Genomic DNA, 17,456 nt, shown 5'->3' on the forward strand with positions numbered 1-17,456 from the left:
TTGCCTCAAGACAAAACTGAACGGTTCAGTTCGGCCCTGCGACAGGACCGGCGAAACCGCACCGCAGGGGTTAAATAACCATGGCCAAGGGCGTTCGGAAGCTCATTCTGTCGGGAGTCGCTGTGATCGCGCTGTCCGGCGCCGGCTATGGCGGCTGGCATTGGTGGACGGAAGGGCGTTTCGTCGAATCGACCGACAACGCCTACGTGCAGTCGGACATCAGCGTGGTCAGCCCGAAGGTCGCCGGCTACGTGCGCGACGTGCGGGTGGCGGAGAACCAGCAGGTGGCCGCCGGCGACGTGCTGGTGGTGCTGGACGACCGCGACTACCGCGCCAAGGTCGCCGAGGCCGGGGCCAACGTGGCGGCGCAGAAGGCGGCGCTGGGCAGCAACGAGCAGAAGCTGGTCTGGCAGCGCACGCAGATCGCCCGCGCCGAGGCCGAGCTGGCCTCCGCCGAGGCCGAGCGCCAGCGCGCCGCGCAGGCGTTCAACCGCACCCGTTCGCTGGCCAGCGACAACTGGACCTCGCGCCAGGCGCTCGACACCGCCGAGGCGGACCTGCGCAAGGCCGACGCCGCCGTGCTGAAGGCGCGCGCCGCGCTCGCCGCCGAGCGCGACCAAGTTGCCGTGCTGGAGGCCGCCTCCGCCGAGATCAAGGCGCACATGGAGCAGGCCGCGGCGTCGCTGGAGGCCGCGCGCAACGACCTCGACAACACGGTGGTGCGCGCCGGCGTGGACGGCGTGGTCGGCAACCGCGGCGTCCAGGTCGGCCAGTACGCCCGGCCGGGCGTGCAGCTGCTCTCGCTGGTGCCGCTGCCCGACGTCTACGTGGTGGCGAATTTCAAGGAGACGCAGCTCGCCGACATGCGGCCGGGGCAGAAGGTGCAGGTGAAGGTGGACGCCTTCCCCGGCAGGAAGCTGACCGGCACGGTGGAGAGCTTCGCCCCGGCGTCCGGCTCCAAGTTCAGCCTGCTGCCGCCGGAGAACGCCACCGGCAACTTCACCAAGGTGGTGCAGCGCGTGCCGGTGCGCATCGCGCTCCCCAAGGACACCGAGCTGTCCGGCCTGCTGCGGCCGGGGCTGTCGGTGGTCGCCGAGGTGGACACCCGCGGCCGCGACGACCATCCGCATCTGGCCGGCTCCGTGTTCGGCACCGCCATCTCGTCGAAGGCGGTGGCGGAGAAGTAAACGCACACGCTTGCCCCCACCCCTGACCCCTCCCCCGCTTCGCAGGGGAGGGGGATTAAAGGCACCCTCCCCCGCGAAGCGGGGGAGGGCCGGGGTGGGGGCAATACACCCCGAGGTCCCCCCATGACCGCCATCGCCATTCCCGAATCCGCCCGCGGCCCCGCCCCCCAACATGGGCCGCACGGCGGCGAAGGCCCCGCGTCCCGGCCGAGCCCCCCGCTCCCCAGCGGCCGGGACGCGGCGGTCTCTCATCCCCAGCGCGCGCTCACCGGGCGCGACAAGCTGGGGTTCCTGGCGATGATCGTCGGCATGTTCATGGCGATCCTCGACATCCAGATCGTCTCCTCCTCGCTCAGCGAGATCCAGGCCGGCCTGTCGGCCAGCGCGGATGAGATCAGCTGGGTGCAGACCTCCTACCTGATCGCGGAGGTCGTGATGATCCCGCTGTCGGGCATGCTGTCGCGCATCCTGTCCACCCGCGTGCTGTTCACCCTGTCGGCGGCCGGCTTCACGCTGACCTCGGTGGCCTGCGCCTTCACCTCGGGCATCGAGACCATGGTGCTGTGGCGGGCGCTGCAGGGCTTCATCGGCGGCGCCATGATCCCCACCGTGTTCGCCGCCAGCTTCGCGCTGTTCCCGGCGGAGAAGCGGGCCGGCGTGTCGGTGGTCATCGGCCTCGTCGCCACCATGGCGCCGACGCTGGGCCCGACGCTCGGCGGCTACCTGACGCAGACCTTCTCCTGGCACTGGCTGTTCCTGATCAACGTCGTGCCCGGCCTGATCGTGACCACGCTGGTGTGGAACCTGGTCGACTTCGACAAGGGCGACCGTTCGCTGCTCAAGGGCTTCGACCTGCTGGGCCTCGGGCTGATGGCGCTGTTCCTCGGCAGCGTCGAGTACGTGGTCGAGGAGGGGCCGCGCAACGACTGGTTCGACGACGAGGCCATCGCCATCCTGGCCGTGGTCGCGGTGGCGGCCGGCGTCGGCTTCTTCTGGCGGGTGCTGACCTACCGCAACCCCATCGTCGAGCTGCGCGCCTTCCGCGACCGCAACTTCGCCATCGGCTCGCTGTACAGCTTCATCATCGGCATCGGCCTCTACGGTGCGGTCTACATCACGCCGCTGTTCCTGGCGCGGGTGCGCGGGCTGAACAGCCTGCAGATCGGCGAGATCATGTTCGTCACCGGCATGTTCCAGTTCATGTCGGCGCCGATCGCCGGCATCCTGTCGAAGAAGCTGGACCTGCGCGTCATGCTGGCGATCGGGCTGACGCTGTTCGGCAGCGGCGTCTGGCTGAACTCCGGCCTCACCTCCGACGCCTCGTTCTGGGAGCTGTTCCTGCCGCAGGCGGTGCGCGGCATGTCGCTGATGCTGTGCTTCATCCCGATCAACACGCTGGCGCTCGGCACCCTGCCGCCGGCGCAGCTGAAGAACGCGTCGGGCCTCTACAACCTGATGCGCAACCTGGGCGGCGCCATCGGTCTGGCCGCCATCAACACGGTGATGATCGACCGCGCGGCCCTGCACCTGAACCGCCTGGGCGACAACCTGAACCCGGCGCGCCCGCTGGTGCAGGACACGCTGGACGGCCTCGCCGCCCGCTTCGACGGGCTGGTGGCGGACCCCAGCGCCGCGGCGGCCAAGATGCTGGCCAGCATGGTGCAGCGCGAGGCCATGGTGCTGACCTTCAACGACCTGTTCCTGGTGATGGCCGGCGTGTTCCTGACCGCGCTGCTGTTCATGCCGCTGGTCCGCAAGCCGGCGCAGGCGGTGGCGGCCGACCACTGATCCGGAGGGCAACCCGGAACACGGATTTCACGGATTGAGACACGGATTGCACGGATATTGCTGCATCATAGCAAAGGCTTGCGGGTGAGCTTCGGTGCCGCAAGCATCAAGAAAATCCGTGTAATCCGTGTCTCAATCCGCGAAATCCGTGTGAACTCTTGCTTCGGCGGCGCGGCTTCCGGAACCAAGAAAGCGCTTGGGACCACACGCCACGGTGACCTTCTCCCGCAGCCGTGCTATACGGCCGGGCGTCGTCCCGTCGGTTATCTGCCCAGGCAGCCATGAAGCGTCAGTACACCCGCGAAGAGGTCAAGCAGCTGCTGAGCGCGCTGGAGCGGCAGTGCCGCGAGGCGTCCAAGCTGGCGAAGATCGCCGAGCACGAGGCCAGCAAGCACAGCTTCGGCGCCTACCGCGAGTTCCGCGACAAGGTCGGCGAGTTCCAGGCGCTGGTCATCCTGATCGAGCAGCGCCTGCGCAACCTCAAGAGCGAGCGTTCCGACGACCTGCGCGACCAGTTCGAGCGACTCGACATGGTGATGCTGGCGCTGCTGGTGCGGGCCAGCATGCGGTTCTTCTTCGTGCTGTCGGCCAACCCGATCCTGCCGATGGGGGCCCGCGAGATCTTCATGGCCGAGCTGCGCAGCCTGCACGACGCGCACGAGAAGCTGAACCGCCCCAACTATTCCGGCAAGCTGGGCGCCGAGCTGGGCCGCGACCTGGAGACCGCCTCGCTGATCCTCGAGGAGATCATCGACAAGGCGCCGGGCCTCCTCAACTTCCACAGCTTCGGCAACCTCGACAGCTGAGACGTGGCCCCCATATGTGCGGGGACCAACCCTGCCGCGAGTCCGCCCCGTGCGCCTGCCCAACCTCGATGACCTGACCACCGCCGGCTCCCGCCTTGTCGAACGGGCCGGCGGCGTCGCCGGGCGGGCGCTGGTGGAAAGCAGCGTCCGCCTCGGCGTCACCGGCCTGCGCCGCGCCGGCAAGACGGTGTTCACCACCGCGGTGGTCGACAACCTGCTGAGGGCCGGCCGGCTGCCGTTCCTCGACGTGGTCTCCACCGGCCGCCTGCAGGCCGCCCGCCTGCAGCCGCAGCCCGATCCGGATGTGCCGCGCTTCCAGTACGAGGAGCACCTGAAGTCGCTGTCCGGCCCGGACCCGCGCTGGCCGGAGCCGACGCGCGGCATCAGCCAGCTGCGCCTCGCCATGCGCTACCGCTCCACCTCGGCGCTGAAGCGCGTGGTGCAGCCGACGGCGATCCTCAACCTCGACATCGTCGATTACCCCGGCGAGTGGCTGCTCGACCTGCCGCTGCTCAACCAGTCCTTCGCCGAGTGGAGCGCCCTGACGCTGGAACTGGCCGGGCGTGCGCCGCGCGCCGCGCTGTCGGCCGACTGGCGGGCGTGGCTCGGCACCGTCGATCCCGCCGGCCGGGCGGAGGAGGAACTGGCGCGCACCGGCGCGCGGCTGTTCACCGATTACCTGCACGCCTGCCGCAACGCCGACGGCCTCAGCCTGATCCAGCCCGGCCGCTTCATCGAGCCCGGCGACTTCGAGAACGCGCCGCTGCTCACCTTCTGCCCGCTGCCCGGCGCGCCGCGCGGCCGCGGCACGCTGTGGGAGCTGTTGGAGGAGCGCTACGACGCCTACAGGACCGTGGTCGTCCGCCGCTTCTTCGCCGAGCATTTCGCCCGGCTCGACCGGCAGATCGTGCTGATCGACGTGCTGGGCGCGCTGAACGCCGGCCCCGACGCGGTGGCCGACATGAAGCGGTCGCTGGAGCTGAGCCTGGAGCCGTTCCGGCACGGCTCGTCCGGGTGGCTGGACTGGCTGTTCGGCACCAAGATCGACCGCGTGCTGTTCGCCGCCACCAAGGCCGACCACATCGCGTCGAGCCAGCATCCCAACCTGCGCCGCCTGCTGGACGATCTGGTCGCCGACGCGCGGCGCGCCGTCCGCTTCGAAGGCGCCCAGGTGGACACCATGGCCATCGCCGCGCTCAAGTCCACCGAGACGGTGATGGCCGAGCACGAGGGCCAGCAGCTGCGCTGCGTGCGCGGTACGCCGGTGGGGCGCGACCGCGAGACGGTGCTCTACCCCGGCGACATTCCGGAGATGCGGGACGTCTTCCTGCGTCCCTACCAGTTCATGCCCTTCAAGCCGCCGCCGGACGCCGGGGCGGACGGGCGCGGGCTGCCGCACATCCGGCTGGACCAGGCGTTGCAGTTCCTGCTGGGGGACTATCTGGCATGACCGACCGCCCCACTAAGGATCGAACCTGGGTCCCCCCCATGGAGATCGACCCGGCGCACGCCGCTCCGGTCCCCGTCGAGGAGGACGCCCCTCCCGGCTCCGCCGCCGAGCGCCTGCCGGCGCTGCTCGCCGAGGGCCAGCGTCCGGGCATCGGGCGATGGCTGTTCGGCGCGCTGGCGGCGCTGGTGCTGGTGGCGCTTGGCTTCGACACCGCCGACCTGCTGCAACGGTCGTTCGCCACCAGCCTGGCGCTCGGCACGCTGGTGGCGGCGCTGGTCGGCGTGGCCGGCATCTCGGCGGTGGCGATGCTGGTCAGGGAGCTGCGCAGCCTGCGCCGCCTGCGCCGCATCGACCAGCTGCGCGGCGAGGCCGGCGCGCTGATGGTGACGGCGGCACAGGGGGAGGGCGACCGCTTCGCCGGCGCGCTCGGCCGCCTCTACGCCGACCGGCCGGACCTGCAGCCGGCGCTCGCCCGCATGAAGGACTTCGTGACCGACGCGCACGACGACGCGGAGGTGGTGCGGCTGATCGACCGCGAGGTGCTGTCGGAACTCGACCGCCGCGCCTACCAGACGGTGCTGCTGGCGGCCCGCGACACCGCCATCGTCACCGCGCTGAGCCCGGCGGCGGTGGTCGATCTCGCCGTGGTGCTGTGGCGCAACCTCAAGCTGGTGCGCACCGTCGCCGGGCTGTACGGGGCGCGGCCAGGCTATGTCGGCTCGCTGCGGCTGCTGCGCCGGATGCTCGCCAACCTCGCGGTCGCCGGGGTGACCGAGAGCGCGCACCACGTGGCGGTCGAGGCGCTCGGCGGCTCGCTGGTGGCGGCGCTGTCGACGCGGGTGGGGCAGGGCGTGATCAACGGGCTGCTGACCGCGCGTGTCGGCATCACCTCCATGCACCTGTGCCGTCCCGTGCCCTTCGGCCCGCACAACCGCCCCAGCCTCGGCAAGATCCGCGGCGAGCTGATGTCGCTGCCGAAGCAGGTGCTCTGAAGGGGTGCGACACGCTGTCCCTCGCCCATCGGAGCGGCTGCGAAAAAGCGCGAAAAATGCTATATATCTTGTCGAAGGCCGAGGACCTTCCCGGCGCTTCGGCGCCGGTGTCCGGCGAGGGAGGTTGTGATGACCGACCGGACTGAGACGATGCCGACCAGCGCCACGACGATGCGTGGTGCTCCGGCCGTGCGGATCGACAGGGATCCGTTCCTGGATCTGCGGACGCATATGGACCGTCTGTTCGACGGCGTGTTCGGGTCGATGATGCCTTTCGGTGAGCCGTTCGGCTGGCCGCGGCTTGGCCGCGTCGAGCCGATGCCGCGGGTTGACGTCAGCGAAACGCCCGAAGCGCTCACCATCAAGGCCGAACTGCCCGGCATGGACGAGACGGACGTCGAGCTGACGCTGAACGACGGCGTGCTGACCCTGAAGGGTGAGAAGAAGGCCGAAAAGGAGGAGAAGGACAAGGACCATCACCTGATCGAACGCAGCTACGGCACGATCAGCCGGAGCTTCCGTCTGCCCGACACCGTGGATCCTGAGAAGGTGACCGCCGGCTTCGACAAGGGCGTGCTGACCGTCACGCTGCCGAAGACCGGGGACCGCAAGCCCAAGGTCCGCCGGATCGGCATCACGGGGACCGGCCCGGCGTAGCGTCCTGAAAATGGGCGGAACGATAAAGGGAGGTGAGACCGCCCCTTCCCCGGAGCCTCGGGGAAGGGGCGGACCTGTCTTTAGGGTCAGGCCGCCTTGGTGACGGCCATGGTGTAGCCCTCGAAGGTCCAGAACTTGCGCAGGAAGCAGCCGTACTGCAGCGAGTTCAGCACCCCCGCGGCGTGCCACAGCGTCTCCGACCGCACGAAGCGGCAGCGGACCAGCGGCGGGCGGCGGAAGTGCATGGCCTTGAAGCGCACGCCGGCGATCTCCGTGCCGACGTTGGAGCGCGGGCTGGACGCCGCGTGGACCATGCGGAACAGCGCCTCCGGCGTGTAGGGCCGCGCCACCTCGGGGTAACCGAAGATCTGCGCCGGATCGCACAGGTTGGAGACGACGATGGTCCCGCCCGGCCGGGTTACCCGGATCAGTTCCGACAGGTAGCGGGTGGCCTGCCCGGCGTCGAAGGCGTGCATGACGTGCGCGGAATGGACGCCGTCGAAGGAACTGTCCTCGAAATCCAGATTCAGCGCGTCACCCAACCGGGCGTCGAGGCCCAGGGCCCGGCAGTGCTCGACGCTGTCCTCGTTGAGGTCGATGCCGACGGTCTTGGCGGGGCGCATCCGCATGAAGGTGCCGATGCCGCAGGCGACGTCGAGCACGCGCTCGCAGCCTTCCAACTGCTTCCAGGCGAACCGCTCCTCCGGTTCGGTCCGCGAGCCCCAGGTGTTCAGCTTGCGCCCGATCTCGAAGACCAGCCCCTTGGACGCCCTGGGAGTCGGATTGTGAAGCGTGGTGACGGACATGCGGCCCCCTCGACCGATTGACTCCACCGCCGGATGGCGCCCCGAGTGTAGGGGAGGGGGGGGAGTGCCCGCTGCGGTGCAAGAGGGGGGTGTGGGGTTCAGAAGGCGAGGGCGGAGGCCACCAAGGGGTTACGGCGGCCCGGCACTCAGTCCAGCATCGGCAGGCCGGTCTCGATGCGCACCAGGGTCGCCAGCAGCGGCGCGCCGATGTCGCGGCGGACGAAGTTGCTGGCCCGCTCGGCGGCGGTGATCGCCTGCTGGAAGGTGGTCCGCCAGCGGTCCTCGCCGTGCAGCACCTTCTCCGCCTTGGCGCGCTGCGCCAGCAGCCCCGGCCGCTTGCCGTTGCTGTCCTCGACCAGCTTGCTCAGGCGGCGCATGAGTTGCTCGCCCGCGGCGCGCTCGTTGCGCTTGACGCTGGCGTCGATCAGCTCGGCCAGGGCCTCGCCGCGCACGTCGGTATCCTGCACCTGCTCGGCGTAGCCCAGCGCTGCCGAGGCGTCGCCGCGCCGCGCCAGCCGGCCGAGCACCGCCGGGATGGTCCAGGGGTTCTCGTCCTGCACGTTGCGCAGCATGCCCAGTGCCAGGTTCGGGTCGCCCAGGTCGGCGGCGGCCACCGCAAGCTCGGGCGGGCAGCAGTCGCCCTTCAGCTCCTTGGCCTCGCGGAACTTGGAGAACTGCGTCTCCACGGTGTTGAGGAACAGGGTGCGGGCCTCCGCCTCCTTGCCGGCGCGCAGCAGCGCCTGCACGACGATCCCCAGTTCCCACGAGCAGCCGTGCGAGGCGGCGTACTGCTTGGCCTCCTCGGCCAGCGCCGCCGCCTGCGCCGCGTCGCCGCGCCACGCCGCCGCCTTGCCGATGTCGCCCAGGTTGTAGATGCGGGTGCCGCAGTCGGTGATCTGCCGGGTGATGTCGAGCGCCAGCGGCGCCTGCCCCATCAGCGCCAGCGCGCGGGCGACGAACAGGTCCTGCCCCGTGCTGTCGGCCGCCTTGCCGCGCCGCACGGCGCTGACGAAGGGCGAGACGATCTCCTTGGCGCGGCCCGGGTCGCCCAGCTGCTGGTAGGCCACCGCCAGCGACAGCCAGTCCCAGCGCGCCGCGGCGATCGGCGTCTCCACCGGCGGCAGCAGTTCGCCGATGCGGTGCAGGAAGCACAGGCTACTCAGCGGTTCGTTGCAGACCAGCGCCTTGATGCGGCCGCGGAACTCGTAGAAGTCGAAGTCGCCGACGAACTGGTTGGTCACCAGCTGCACCGCCAGGGAACTGTCGGGGTACTTGGCGACGATCTCGTTCAGCAGCCGGTCGGCCTCCTTGAGGAAGCGGCTCTCCTCCGCCGTGTCGAAGGTGTTGTCGGCTTGGCGGACCAGCTGCATGGCCTGCACGAACAGCCGGTTGGCCGGGCTGTTGGCGTCCTGCCCCCGTCCTTCCGCCGCCCAGGCGCCCGCCGCGCCGGCAAGCGTCGCCACGGCCAGGACCAGGGCCGAGAGGAAGGCGGCGAAGCGGCTCGGGGCGAAGACGAGGGCCATGGCGGTGCGGGATGCCTCTTCTCTACTTCTGGTTCTCTACGGCTGGGCCTGGACGTAGCTGACGACGCGCTGCACGTTCGGGATGGCGCGGGCATGGCCGATGACGCGGTCCAGCTCGGCCTGGTTCTCGGCCCATCCCATCAGATAGACAACGCCGTTCACCGTATCGATGTTGTAATTGCGGCCCGCGACTGCACCATCAAAAGTGAGGCGCGTGCGCATTTGCGTGTTGATCCAGGTGTCCTTGGCGGAATCGACGATGCCCGAGTCGTTGTCGACCTGGATCTCGTTGATGACCTCCTTGACGCCGGTGGCCTGCCAGACGAGGCGGACGGCGTCCAGGCGCTGCTGCGCGTCGGCGGCGCGGCCGGTCAGCAGCACGCGGCCCTCGTTCACCCGCGTGCTCAGTCGCTGGTAGAGGTCGAGGGAATGCTGCAACCACAGCTCGTTGATCTGTGCGGTGATGGTGGTGTCGTTGGCGAAGCCGCGGATGCCGCGCTTCTCGTGCGCGGCGACCGCGGCGGTGCCGCCGGCGCCGAGGACCAGGGGCACGCACGCCGTCCCGCCGACCGCCACAACGGCCAACCCGACCACCGCCCACAGGCGCGCCAAGCCCGACACGACCGACCTCCGTCCACCCGCCGCACCACTGGGCGGGCGGTGCGAAAAAGTCACGCCTGATGTCGGATTGCAACGGGTTTTTTCGCTCATCTTGGTCTTTGTTTCCAGGTGATGCAGGGATGCTGCACTTGCGAAGACAAGGGTGTGAAATCGGCTGCGGCGGGCCTTACGCGAACGGCGCCCGCGCCAGCACGGCGGCCAGTTCGCGCGCCAGCACCCGGGCGACGGTGCGCCGGGCGTCGGCGGTGCGCAGAGCCTGCTCGTCCTCGGGATTGGACAGGAAGCCGGTCTCGACCAGAACCGACGGCACGTCCGGCGCCTTCAGCACGGCGAAATTGGCGGCGCGCATCGGGTTGTCGAGCAGCCGCAGCTCGCGCCCGGCGCCCTTGACGATGGATTGCCGGGCGACCAGCGACGCCTTGGCGGTGTGCCGGGTGGCGAGGTCCATGAGGATGGCGCGCACCTCCGGCTTGGCGCCCTTCAGGTCCACGCCCGCCACCGCGTCGGCGCGGTTCTCGCGGCTGGCCAGCGCACCGGCGAAACCGTCCGTTGCCTTGGCCGACAGCGTGTAGGCGGAGAGGCCGCGCGCCTCCTTGGTGGGCGCGCTGTCGGCGTGGATGGAGACGAACAGGTCGGCCTGTGCCGCGCGCCCAATCTCCACCCGCTCGTCGATGGCCAGGAAGCGGTCCGCCTCGCGGGTCAGCACCACCTTGACCTGGTGCTCGCGCGTCAGGCGCTGCGCCATCTCGCGGGCGATGTCGAGGGTGACGTCCTTCTCCCGCGTGCCGTGCGGGCCGATGGCGCCGGGATCGGCGCCGCCGTGGCCGGGGTCGAGCACCACCACCGGCACGCCCGCCCGCCGGGGGGCCAAGGCCGGCACCGCGAGCGCCGTGCGGGTGAAACCGCCGGCCAGCGGCAGCGACCACAAGAGGTTGACGAGAAGCCTTCTGTTCATACGAACCCTGTTCCATGCGACGTTGCGTCGCGTTCGACATCCGTGGATACGGCCACGCCTCCGCTGGCGGCCCACGGCCATTAACCAATGCGCATGCGAAAAAGTGTTGTCAAGCGCCGCCAAACTACTCCGCAAGGTTAACTGGCGTCTTCATGACGTATCGGAGCAAAGTCGACCGAAGACGCCATATCGTCCGAACGCTCTCTTGAAGAATGGATCGATTCGGATTAAAATTTTAAGAACTGGCAGCGCGGAGGCATCGATGTTGAGGAAAGCCTTGTTCAACATCATCCGGCAGGAACAGCGCGAGGTCGAGGATCAGCTGGTCGAGGAGGAGCGCCGTCCGGCGCCCGACGTCGGCCGTCTCGTCGCCCTGCGCGCCCAGGCGAGCAACCTGCGCCGGGAGCTGGAACACTTCCCCGAGGCCTGAGGCCGACACCCTCGACGGCAGGGCATCCGCCCCTTTCCCGGTGATTCCGGGGAAGGGGCTTTGTTTTTTCGGGGATGCTGCTCCCCACGCCTTGCCGGATGCATCCGGCGGGCAATCGTGCTAGGGGAGGTGCCCCGTCACCCCAGCCAGCCCGTGGTTTTCCGCATGTCCCAGACCGGCTCCGAATACATCCTGACCATCTCGTGCCCCGACACGGTCGGCATCGTCTTCGCGGTGTCCGGCTTCCTGGCGGAGCGGAACTGCAACATCATCGACAGCGCGCAGTTCGGCGACCGCGGCAGCGGCCTGTTCTTCCTGCGCGTCCACTTCGCCGCCGGCCGCAAGGGGCCGAGCCACGCCGAGCTGTCGAAGGCGTTCCAGGAGGTGGTGGCCGATCCCTTCCGCATGACGTGGAAGCTGCACGACGCCACCCGCCGCCAGCGCGTGCTGATCATGGTGTCGAAGTTCGGGCACTGCCTGAACGACCTGCTGTACCGCTACCGCATCGGCTACCTGCCGATCGAGATCCCGGCCATCGTCTCCAACCACCGCGACTTCTACCAGCTGGCGGCGTGGCACGACGTGCCGTTCCACCACATGCCGGTGACGGCCGAGACCAAGGCGCAGCAGGAAGCCCGGCTGTGGGAGATCGTCGAGCAGGAGCAGATCGACCTCGTCGTGCTCGCCCGCTACATGCAGGTGCTGTCGCCGGAGCTGTGCGAGAAGCTGTCCGGCCGGGCGATCAACATCCACCACTCGTTCCTGCCCAGCTTCCGCGGCGCCAAGCCGTACCACCAGGCCTACACGCGCGGCGTCAAGCTGATCGGCGCCACGGCGCACTACGTGACGTCCGGCCTCGACGAGGGGCCGATCATCGAGCAGGAGGTCGAGCGCGTCGACCACACCATGACGCCCGACGACTTCGTGGCGATGGGCCGCGACATCGAGAACGTCGTGCTGGCCCGCGCCGTGAAGTACCACGTCGAGCACCGGGTGCTGATCAACGGCAACCGGACGGTGGTGTTCCGGTAGGAGGGAGGCGCCGCGTCAGGTCGCCGGCGGCGCCGCCACCTTCGCTTCTTCCGGCACGGGGGTGAACACCGCGCGGGTGATCGCCTGTTCGATCTGGTCGCGGGTGAAGGGCTTGGGGATCACCGGGCCGAGATGCTCCAGCCCGCGCTTGGCCAGCTCGTCCGGGAAGGCGGTGACGAAGATCACCGGCAGGAAGCGCTGCCGGCGCAGCTCGCGCGCCACCTCGATGCCGTTGTCGCCCTCGGCGAGGCGGATGTCCATCAGCGCCAGCGTCGGCGTGTGCTCGGCCGACAGCGCCAGCGCCTCGTCCATGGTGGTGGCGTTGCCGCAGACGAGGTGCCCCATGCTGCGCACCGTCTCGGTCAGGTCGAAGGCGATGATGGCGTCGTCCTCGACGATCAGGATCACCGCGGTCAGGTGGTTGCGCACCACTTCGCGGCTGTGGTTCAGGCGCTCCACCGCCTGCTCCGGCAGCAGGCGCAGCGTGTCGGCGGCGTCGGCCAGCGTCACGTCCTCCAGGTTGACCAGCAGGTAGAGCCGCCGGTCGACCTCGTCCAGCGTGTTGAGCGCCGCCTCCACCGGGTGCGTCGAGCCGCGTTCGATCCCCCCGCCCGGCCCGCCGATCCCTTCGTCGGCCAGGGCGTTGAGGCGCGTGTACAGCGCCAGCCGCAGCGCGGTGCCGCCCTCGGGCAGGCCGGCGGCGCCGTCCAGGACCTGCTCCAGCGCGCGCGTCACCAGGGTATCGCCGCGCGCCGGCGAGCCCGTCAGGGCGCGCGCGTAACGGCGCAGATACGGCAGATGCGCCATCAACTCGCGGGTGCGTTCCACCATAGTGCTTCCCCGTCCCCCATCGCGATGCGGCGGCAACGACAGCGTCGCCGTTCTTCAGGTCGCAGTAAATGTCGGCGCTTGGTTCCCGAATTGGAACGGGCCTATCGCATTAGGCGCAGCTTTTCCCGAGGGAATTCCAAAGTAACTCCCGGTTTTACCAAAAAGGAGTAAGCCGAAGGACACCCGGCCCGGAGCTGATCTAGCCACCGGCCGGCGGACGGAAAGCTGCTGATGGTGCGGCTTAACCATTGTCTAAGACCTTCCAGTTACGATGGTGTTCGCCCGATTTTGGGCGAGGCGAATGTTCCAACTGTGGTGCGCCGGCCCCGGACATCCCCGGAGCCGGCGCATTTTTCGTTCCGCTCGCAATTTCGGAACAAAGGCCCGGATCGTCTGTTCCAAGCCGCAATGGTGTGATTCCTCCCTGAACCGCCAGTTCCTCGAGGCCGCCGGCCGCGCCGTTGCACGGACGCGGCCGGCGGCCCTTTCTTTTCCCGGGGAGCGCCGCCCGCGGTGCTTGCACCCGCGGTCCCCGCCCGGTAATGAGAGGCCGGCCCCGCCCCAACCCCGGATTCCGACCGCCGATGGACGAGCAGACGACCGATCCCCAGGTCACCGACGGCTTGACGCCGGAGGAGCTCGCCGATCTTGAGGCATGGCGGCAGAGGGTGCACGGCACCAACATCTCCGACAAGACGCTGCTGGCGACCGACTATCTCAATCACTTCAACGAGATCGTGATGCTGATCGAGATGGTGCCGGACATGCCGGACATGCTGGAGGAATGCCGCCTCTGGCAGCCCAAGACCTACCAGGAGCATTTCCGCGACAGCGGCTTTTCCGACAAGGCGCTTGCCATCGAGGCGTACGAGCACGTGCCGCCCAAGTTCCGCAAGCCGTTCGAGGACACCATCGCGCAGATGACGCAGGTGGTCGACCGCACGCTGGAGCGCATCGGCAACGACGTGCACGGCGGCGACCCGGACCGGCTGCGCGAGGACTGCCGGCAGTCGGTGGAGATCATCCACCGCATCATCCAGGTCGCCAACGGCATCATCCACGGCACCGCCCACGTCATGGAGCAGGCCGAGATCGACCAGTACCTCGGGACGGACTGAGCGCGCCTACGCCGCCGTCGCGCCCGCCAGGAACGCCTCGAGCTGATCGAAGCTGCCGGTCCAGCCGCCGGTCATCGACGGCTTGCCGTCCGCGAAGGCCTTGCACTCCTCCTCCGTGGCGTCCATCGGAACCCAGGTGACGGTGATCTTCGTCTCGCGCGCGCTGACTTCCTCGAACGTCACCGTCGACAGCAGGCGCAGCGGCCAGGCGCCGCCGAAGGGGGAGGGTGCCACGTTGCCGTGCTCGTCGGCGAAGGAGTGCTCCCAGACCAGCCGCGATGGCTCCTCGACCGCGCGGTACACGTACTTGCCCCAGATCACGAGGCCGCCCGGCATCTCCATGCGCGCGTGCTGGTAGCCGCCGGGACGCAGGTCCATGGTCAAGATGGTGGCGGTGCAGCCCTTCGGGCCGAACCACCGCGCCAGCATCGCCGGGTCGGTCCACGCCCGCCACACCAGCGGGCGCGGGGCGGCGAAGACGCGCGCGATCGAGAACACGGGGCCGGCGGCCCCCAAAGCCTCCTGGGACATGGTCTCACCCTTCCTTCGATGTTCGTTGGATCGTCTTCAAGAAGTCGTCGAGGCGGTCGAAGCTTTCGTTCCACAGGCCCCGCACGCCGTCGACCCAGTCCACCGTCTCGTTCAGCGCCGCGACGTTGAGCCGGCGGGGGCGGGACTGGGCGTCCTGGCCACTTTCGATCAGGCCGGCGTTCTCCAGCACCTTCAGGTGCTTGGAGATGGCCGGCTGGCTGATCTGGAACGGCTTGCGCAGTTCGGACACCGTCGCCTCGCCCCGGGCCAGACGCTGCAGGATGGCGCGTCGGGTCGGGTCGGCGAGGGCGGCGAACTTGAGGTCGAGCGATGAATTGATAGCCATACGGTTATATAGCTGATCAGTTATTATTTGGTCAAGGCGCTTGTGCCCGTTGTTGGGATGGCCACCATTCGTTCAACGCATGCCTCCGCGGCGCCGCGCCCCCTTACAGTGGGCGGCCGATAATCAAGAAAGCGCTTTAGGGGGATTGGTGAAGGCTGGCGGCCCCGCCATCATCGACGAGACGGCCGAAGGACAGGGCGACGGCCCCACCGACGTCGAGGCGGCGGCGGATCTCGCCGCCCGGCCGGAGCTGCGCCTGTGGCTGCGGCTGTCGGCCTGCGACGCGCTGATCGGCCAGAAGCTGCGCACCCGCCTGCGCGAGACGTTCGACACCACCCCGGCCCGCTTCGACCTGATGGCCCTGCTCGACAAGGCGCCGGAGGGGCTGACCATGGGCGAGCTGTCGAAGCGCCTGATGGTCACCAACGGCAACGTCACCGGCATCGTCGACCGGCTGGTGCAGGACGGGCTGGCGGTGCGCGCCTCGGCCTCCTACGACCGCCGCACGCATTTCGTCCGGCTCACCCCGTCCGGCCGCGCCGCGTTCCGCGGCATGGCCGACGCGCACCAGACCTGGCTGGTCGACCTGATGGACGGGCTGGAGCGCGAGGAGGTGGTGACCCTGCTGGCGCTGCTGGACCGGCTGAAGCGCTCGGTGCGCGGAGGGGCCCGGTGACCCCCGACGCGAACAAAGGCAGCGCCCACATCGACACCTTCGCGCGTGACCGGCTGCCGCCGCCGGAGCAGTGGCCCGACCTGCGGCTGGAGGCCGCCGGGCTCGCCTATCCCGAGCGGCTGAACGCCACGGCCGAGCTGCTGGACGCCTGGATCGCCCGCGGCCACGCCGCGCGCCCCTGCCTGATCGGCCCGACCGGCGCCTGGAGCTACGGCCGGCTGCACGAAACGGTGAACCGCATCGCCCGCCATCTCGTGGAGGCGCACGGGCTGGTGCCCGGCAACCGGGTGCTGCTGCGCGGGCCGAACACGCCGATGCTGGCGGCGTGCTGGCTGGCGGTGGTCAAGGCCGGCGGCATCGCGGTGCCGACCATGCCGCTGCTGCGCCGGGCCGAGCTGTTGCACGTGGTGGAGGCGGCGGAGGTCCGGCTGGCGCTGTGCGACGCCGGCTTCACCGCCGAACTCGACGGGCTGCCGGACACCCTGCTGCGCTTCAACGGGAGCGGCGGGGGGACCGGCGGGCTGGAGGCGGCCGTCGCCGGGCTCGACCCGGTGTTCGACGCGGTGGACACCGCGGCCGACGACATCGCGCTGATCGCCTTCACCTCCGGCACCACCGGGCGGCCGAAGGCGACGGCGCACTTCCACCGTGACCTGCTGGCGGTCGCCGACCTGTCGCCGAAGCGGCTGCTGCGCACCGGGCCGGACGACGTGTTCTGCGGCACGCCGACCATCGCCTTCGCCTACGGCATGGGCGGCCTGCTGCTGTTCCCGCTGCGCGCCGGGGCGTCGGCGGTGCTGCTCGACCGGCCGTCGCCGGAGCGGCTGCTCGCCGCCCTCGCCGAGCACCGGCCGACGCTGTGCTTCACCATCCCCACCGTCTACCGCGCCATGACCGCGCTGATCGAGGAGGGGCAGGGGCCGCCTTCCGACAGCCTGCGCGCCTGCGTCTCGGCCGGCGAGCCGCTGCCGGAGGCGACCTTCGCCGCGTGGCGGGAGGTCACCGGGCTGGAGATCCTCGACAGCCTGGGCACCACCGAGATGCTCAACGCCTTCCTGCACGCCGAGCCGGGCGCCGTCCGCCCCGGTGCCACCGGCCGCCCGGTGCCCGGCTACGAGGTGATGGTGGTGGACGACGATCTGGCGTCGCTGCCGCCGGGGCAGGTCGGGCGGCTGGCGGTGCGCGGGCCGACGGGGTGCCGCTACCTCGCCGACGAGCGGCAGGCGCTCTACGTCCGCGAGGGTTGGAACCTGACCGGCGACGCGGTGCGCGTCGATGAGGACGGGGTGTTCTGGTACCAGGGCCGCATGGACGACCTGATCGTCTCCTCCGGCTACAAGATCTCCGGCCTGGAGATCGAGGAGGTGCTGATGGAGCACCCGGCGGTGGACGAGGTGGCGGTGATCGCCACGCCGGACGGCCTGCGCGGCTCCATCCCCAAGGCGTTCGTGGTGGTCCGCCCGCCGGTCCGGCCGGGGCCGGAGCTGATGCGCGAGCTGCAGGACTTCGTGAAGGCCCGCATCGCGCCCTACAAGTATCCCCGCGCGCTGGAGTTCATCGAGGCCCTGCCGCGCACCGAGACCGGCAAGCTGCAACGCTACAAGCTGCGCCAGCGCGATGGGTACTGATATCAAAGGCGCCTGATGGCTTCCATCAGGCGCCTTTGATCCAACCCGGCAGCTCAATGCACAGCATTGAGCGGGAGGG

18 protein-coding genes are annotated in these 17,456 nt (G+C 69.6%); 11 read left to right on the forward strand and 7 right to left on the reverse strand.

The window, feature by feature from the left end:
• The first annotated feature begins 80 nt into the window (after positions 1-80).
• The 6 genes from TSO221_RS26820 (at position 81) to TSO221_RS26845 (ending at position 6,880) form a co-directional block, all read left to right on the forward strand.
• The gene (locus TSO221_RS26820) at positions 81-1,187 is read left to right on the forward strand and encodes an HlyD family secretion protein (RefSeq protein ID WP_109121574.1); all 1,107 of its coding nucleotides are present in this window, start codon (positions 81-83) and stop codon (positions 1,185-1,187) included.
• A 123-nt stretch (positions 1,188-1,310) separates the two neighbouring features.
• A complete protein-coding gene (locus TSO221_RS26825) occupies positions 1,311-2,975 on the forward strand; it encodes a DHA2 family efflux MFS transporter permease subunit (protein ID WP_109121575.1) in 1,665 nt (554 codons plus the stop codon).
• Between the two features lie 281 nt (positions 2,976-3,256).
• Positions 3,257-3,781 carry a hypothetical protein gene (locus tag TSO221_RS26830; RefSeq protein ID WP_109121576.1) on the forward strand — a complete coding sequence of 175 codons (525 nt, stop codon included), beginning with the start codon at positions 3,257-3,259 and terminating at the stop codon, positions 3,779-3,781.
• Positions 3,782-3,830: 49 nt separating this feature from the next.
• Positions 3,831-5,231 (forward strand): YcjX family protein, encoded by a 1,401-nt coding sequence (locus TSO221_RS26835; protein ID WP_109121577.1) that lies wholly within the window; start codon positions 3,831-3,833, stop codon positions 5,229-5,231.
• Positions 5,232-5,269: 38 nt separating this feature from the next.
• Positions 5,270-6,223 carry a TIGR01620 family protein gene (locus TSO221_RS26840; protein WP_247878290.1) on the forward strand — a complete coding sequence of 318 codons (954 nt, stop codon included), beginning with the start codon at positions 5,270-5,272 and terminating at the stop codon, positions 6,221-6,223.
• A 129-nt stretch (positions 6,224-6,352) separates the two neighbouring features.
• The gene (locus TSO221_RS26845; protein WP_109121579.1) at positions 6,353-6,880 is read left to right on the forward strand and encodes an Hsp20/alpha crystallin family protein; all 528 of its coding nucleotides are present in this window, start codon (positions 6,353-6,355) and stop codon (positions 6,878-6,880) included.
• An 86-nt stretch (positions 6,881-6,966) separates the two neighbouring features.
• Here the strand turns inward: TSO221_RS26845 and TSO221_RS26850 are convergent, their stop codons facing one another.
• The 4 genes from TSO221_RS26850 to TSO221_RS26865 all read right to left on the reverse strand — a co-directional run bounded on the left by TSO221_RS26850 (position 6,967) and on the right by TSO221_RS26865 (position 10,785).
• Entirely contained in the window at positions 6,967-7,686 is a 720-nt protein-coding gene (locus TSO221_RS26850; protein WP_109121580.1) for a class I SAM-dependent methyltransferase, read from the reverse strand.
• Between the two features lie 146 nt (positions 7,687-7,832).
• Positions 7,833-9,209, reverse strand: coding sequence for a hypothetical protein (locus tag TSO221_RS26855; RefSeq protein ID WP_109121581.1), 1,377 nt, complete (start codon positions 9,207-9,209; stop codon positions 7,833-7,835).
• A gap of 36 nt (positions 9,210-9,245) precedes the next feature.
• Entirely contained in the window at positions 9,246-9,830 is a 585-nt protein-coding gene (locus TSO221_RS26860) for a BON domain-containing protein (protein WP_109121582.1), read from the reverse strand.
• 166 nt (positions 9,831-9,996) lie between these two features.
• Positions 9,997-10,785: an N-acetylmuramoyl-L-alanine amidase gene (locus TSO221_RS26865; RefSeq protein WP_109121583.1), complete on the reverse strand. Its 789-nt coding sequence runs from the start codon at positions 10,783-10,785 to the stop codon at positions 9,997-9,999.
• A gap of 262 nt (positions 10,786-11,047) precedes the next feature.
• Here TSO221_RS26865 and TSO221_RS36115 point away from each other — a divergent pair, with 262 nt between their 5' ends.
• A complete protein-coding gene (locus tag TSO221_RS36115) occupies positions 11,048-11,215 on the forward strand; it encodes a hypothetical protein (RefSeq protein WP_199229645.1) in 168 nt (55 codons plus the stop codon).
• A gap of 165 nt (positions 11,216-11,380) precedes the next feature.
• Entirely contained in the window at positions 11,381-12,247 is an 867-nt protein-coding gene (gene purU / locus TSO221_RS26870) for a formyltetrahydrofolate deformylase (RefSeq protein WP_109121584.1), read from the forward strand.
• Between the two features lie 15 nt (positions 12,248-12,262).
• On the opposite strand, the gene TSO221_RS26875 is transcribed toward purU, so the two are convergent.
• Positions 12,263-13,078: a response regulator gene (locus TSO221_RS26875; protein WP_109121585.1), complete on the reverse strand. Its 816-nt coding sequence runs from the start codon at positions 13,076-13,078 to the stop codon at positions 12,263-12,265.
• 584 nt (positions 13,079-13,662) lie between these two features.
• On the opposite strand from TSO221_RS26875, the gene TSO221_RS26880 reads away from it, so the two are divergent.
• Complete coding sequence (locus tag TSO221_RS26880; RefSeq protein ID WP_109121586.1) at positions 13,663-14,196, forward strand: hypothetical protein; 534 nt, start codon at positions 13,663-13,665, stop codon at positions 14,194-14,196.
• A gap of 6 nt (positions 14,197-14,202) precedes the next feature.
• On the opposite strand, the gene TSO221_RS26885 is transcribed toward TSO221_RS26880, so the two are convergent.
• Both TSO221_RS26885 and TSO221_RS26890 read right to left on the reverse strand, forming a co-directional pair.
• Positions 14,203-14,727, reverse strand: a complete 525-nt coding sequence (locus tag TSO221_RS26885) for an SRPBCC domain-containing protein (protein WP_109121587.1) — start codon at positions 14,725-14,727, stop codon at positions 14,203-14,205.
• Between the two features lie 4 nt (positions 14,728-14,731).
• Positions 14,732-15,073 (reverse strand): metalloregulator ArsR/SmtB family transcription factor, encoded by a 342-nt coding sequence (locus TSO221_RS26890; RefSeq protein ID WP_199229646.1) that lies wholly within the window; start codon positions 15,071-15,073, stop codon positions 14,732-14,734.
• Between the two features lie 148 nt (positions 15,074-15,221).
• Here TSO221_RS26890 and TSO221_RS26895 point away from each other — a divergent pair, with 148 nt between their 5' ends.
• Both TSO221_RS26895 and TSO221_RS26900 read left to right on the forward strand, forming a co-directional pair.
• Positions 15,222-15,749 carry a MarR family transcriptional regulator gene (locus tag TSO221_RS26895; protein WP_247878292.1) on the forward strand — a complete coding sequence of 176 codons (528 nt, stop codon included), beginning with the start codon at positions 15,222-15,224 and terminating at the stop codon, positions 15,747-15,749.
• Positions 15,746-17,377, forward strand: coding sequence for an AMP-binding protein (locus TSO221_RS26900; protein ID WP_199229647.1), 1,632 nt, complete (start codon positions 15,746-15,748; stop codon positions 17,375-17,377). Before TSO221_RS26895 ends, TSO221_RS26900 begins: the two co-directional genes overlap by 4 nt.
• Positions 17,378-17,456 lie beyond the last annotated feature (79 nt).

This window comes from Azospirillum sp. TSO22-1 (genome assembly GCF_003116015.1).
In the GTDB taxonomy this organism is placed as follows: Bacteria; Pseudomonadota; Alphaproteobacteria; order Azospirillales; family Azospirillaceae; genus Azospirillum.

Bases quoted from the DNA above. Each gene is read 5' to 3' on its own strand.
- TSO221_RS26820 (WP_109121574.1), top strand. From the start codon at position 81: ATGGCCAAGGGCGTTCGGAAGCTCATTCTGTCGGGAGTCGCTGTGATC.
- TSO221_RS26825 (WP_109121575.1), top strand. From the start codon at position 1,311: ATGACCGCCATCGCCATTCCCGAATCCGCCCGCGGCCCCGCCCCCCAA.
- TSO221_RS26830 (WP_109121576.1), top strand. From the start codon at position 3,257: ATGAAGCGTCAGTACACCCGCGAAGAGGTCAAGCAGCTGCTGAGCGCG.
- TSO221_RS26840 (WP_247878290.1), top strand. From the start codon at position 5,270: ATGGAGATCGACCCGGCGCACGCCGCTCCGGTCCCCGTCGAGGAGGAC.
- TSO221_RS26845 (WP_109121579.1), top strand. From the start codon at position 6,353: ATGACCGACCGGACTGAGACGATGCCGACCAGCGCCACGACGATGCGT.
- TSO221_RS26850 (WP_109121580.1), bottom strand. From the start codon at position 7,686: ATGTCCGTCACCACGCTTCACAATCCGACTCCCAGGGCGTCCAAGGGG.
- TSO221_RS26855 (WP_109121581.1), bottom strand. From the start codon at position 9,209: ATGGCCCTCGTCTTCGCCCCGAGCCGCTTCGCCGCCTTCCTCTCGGCC.
- TSO221_RS26865 (WP_109121583.1), bottom strand. From the start codon at position 10,785: ATGAACAGAAGGCTTCTCGTCAACCTCTTGTGGTCGCTGCCGCTGGCC.
- TSO221_RS36115 (WP_199229645.1), top strand. From the start codon at position 11,048: ATGTTGAGGAAAGCCTTGTTCAACATCATCCGGCAGGAACAGCGCGAG.
- purU (WP_109121584.1), top strand. From the start codon at position 11,381: ATGTCCCAGACCGGCTCCGAATACATCCTGACCATCTCGTGCCCCGAC.
- TSO221_RS26875 (WP_109121585.1), bottom strand. From the start codon at position 13,078: ATGGTGGAACGCACCCGCGAGTTGATGGCGCATCTGCCGTATCTGCGC.
- TSO221_RS26880 (WP_109121586.1), top strand. From the start codon at position 13,663: ATGGACGAGCAGACGACCGATCCCCAGGTCACCGACGGCTTGACGCCG.
- TSO221_RS26885 (WP_109121587.1), bottom strand. From the start codon at position 14,727: ATGTCCCAGGAGGCTTTGGGGGCCGCCGGCCCCGTGTTCTCGATCGCG.
- TSO221_RS26890 (WP_199229646.1), bottom strand. From the start codon at position 15,073: ATGGCTATCAATTCATCGCTCGACCTCAAGTTCGCCGCCCTCGCCGAC.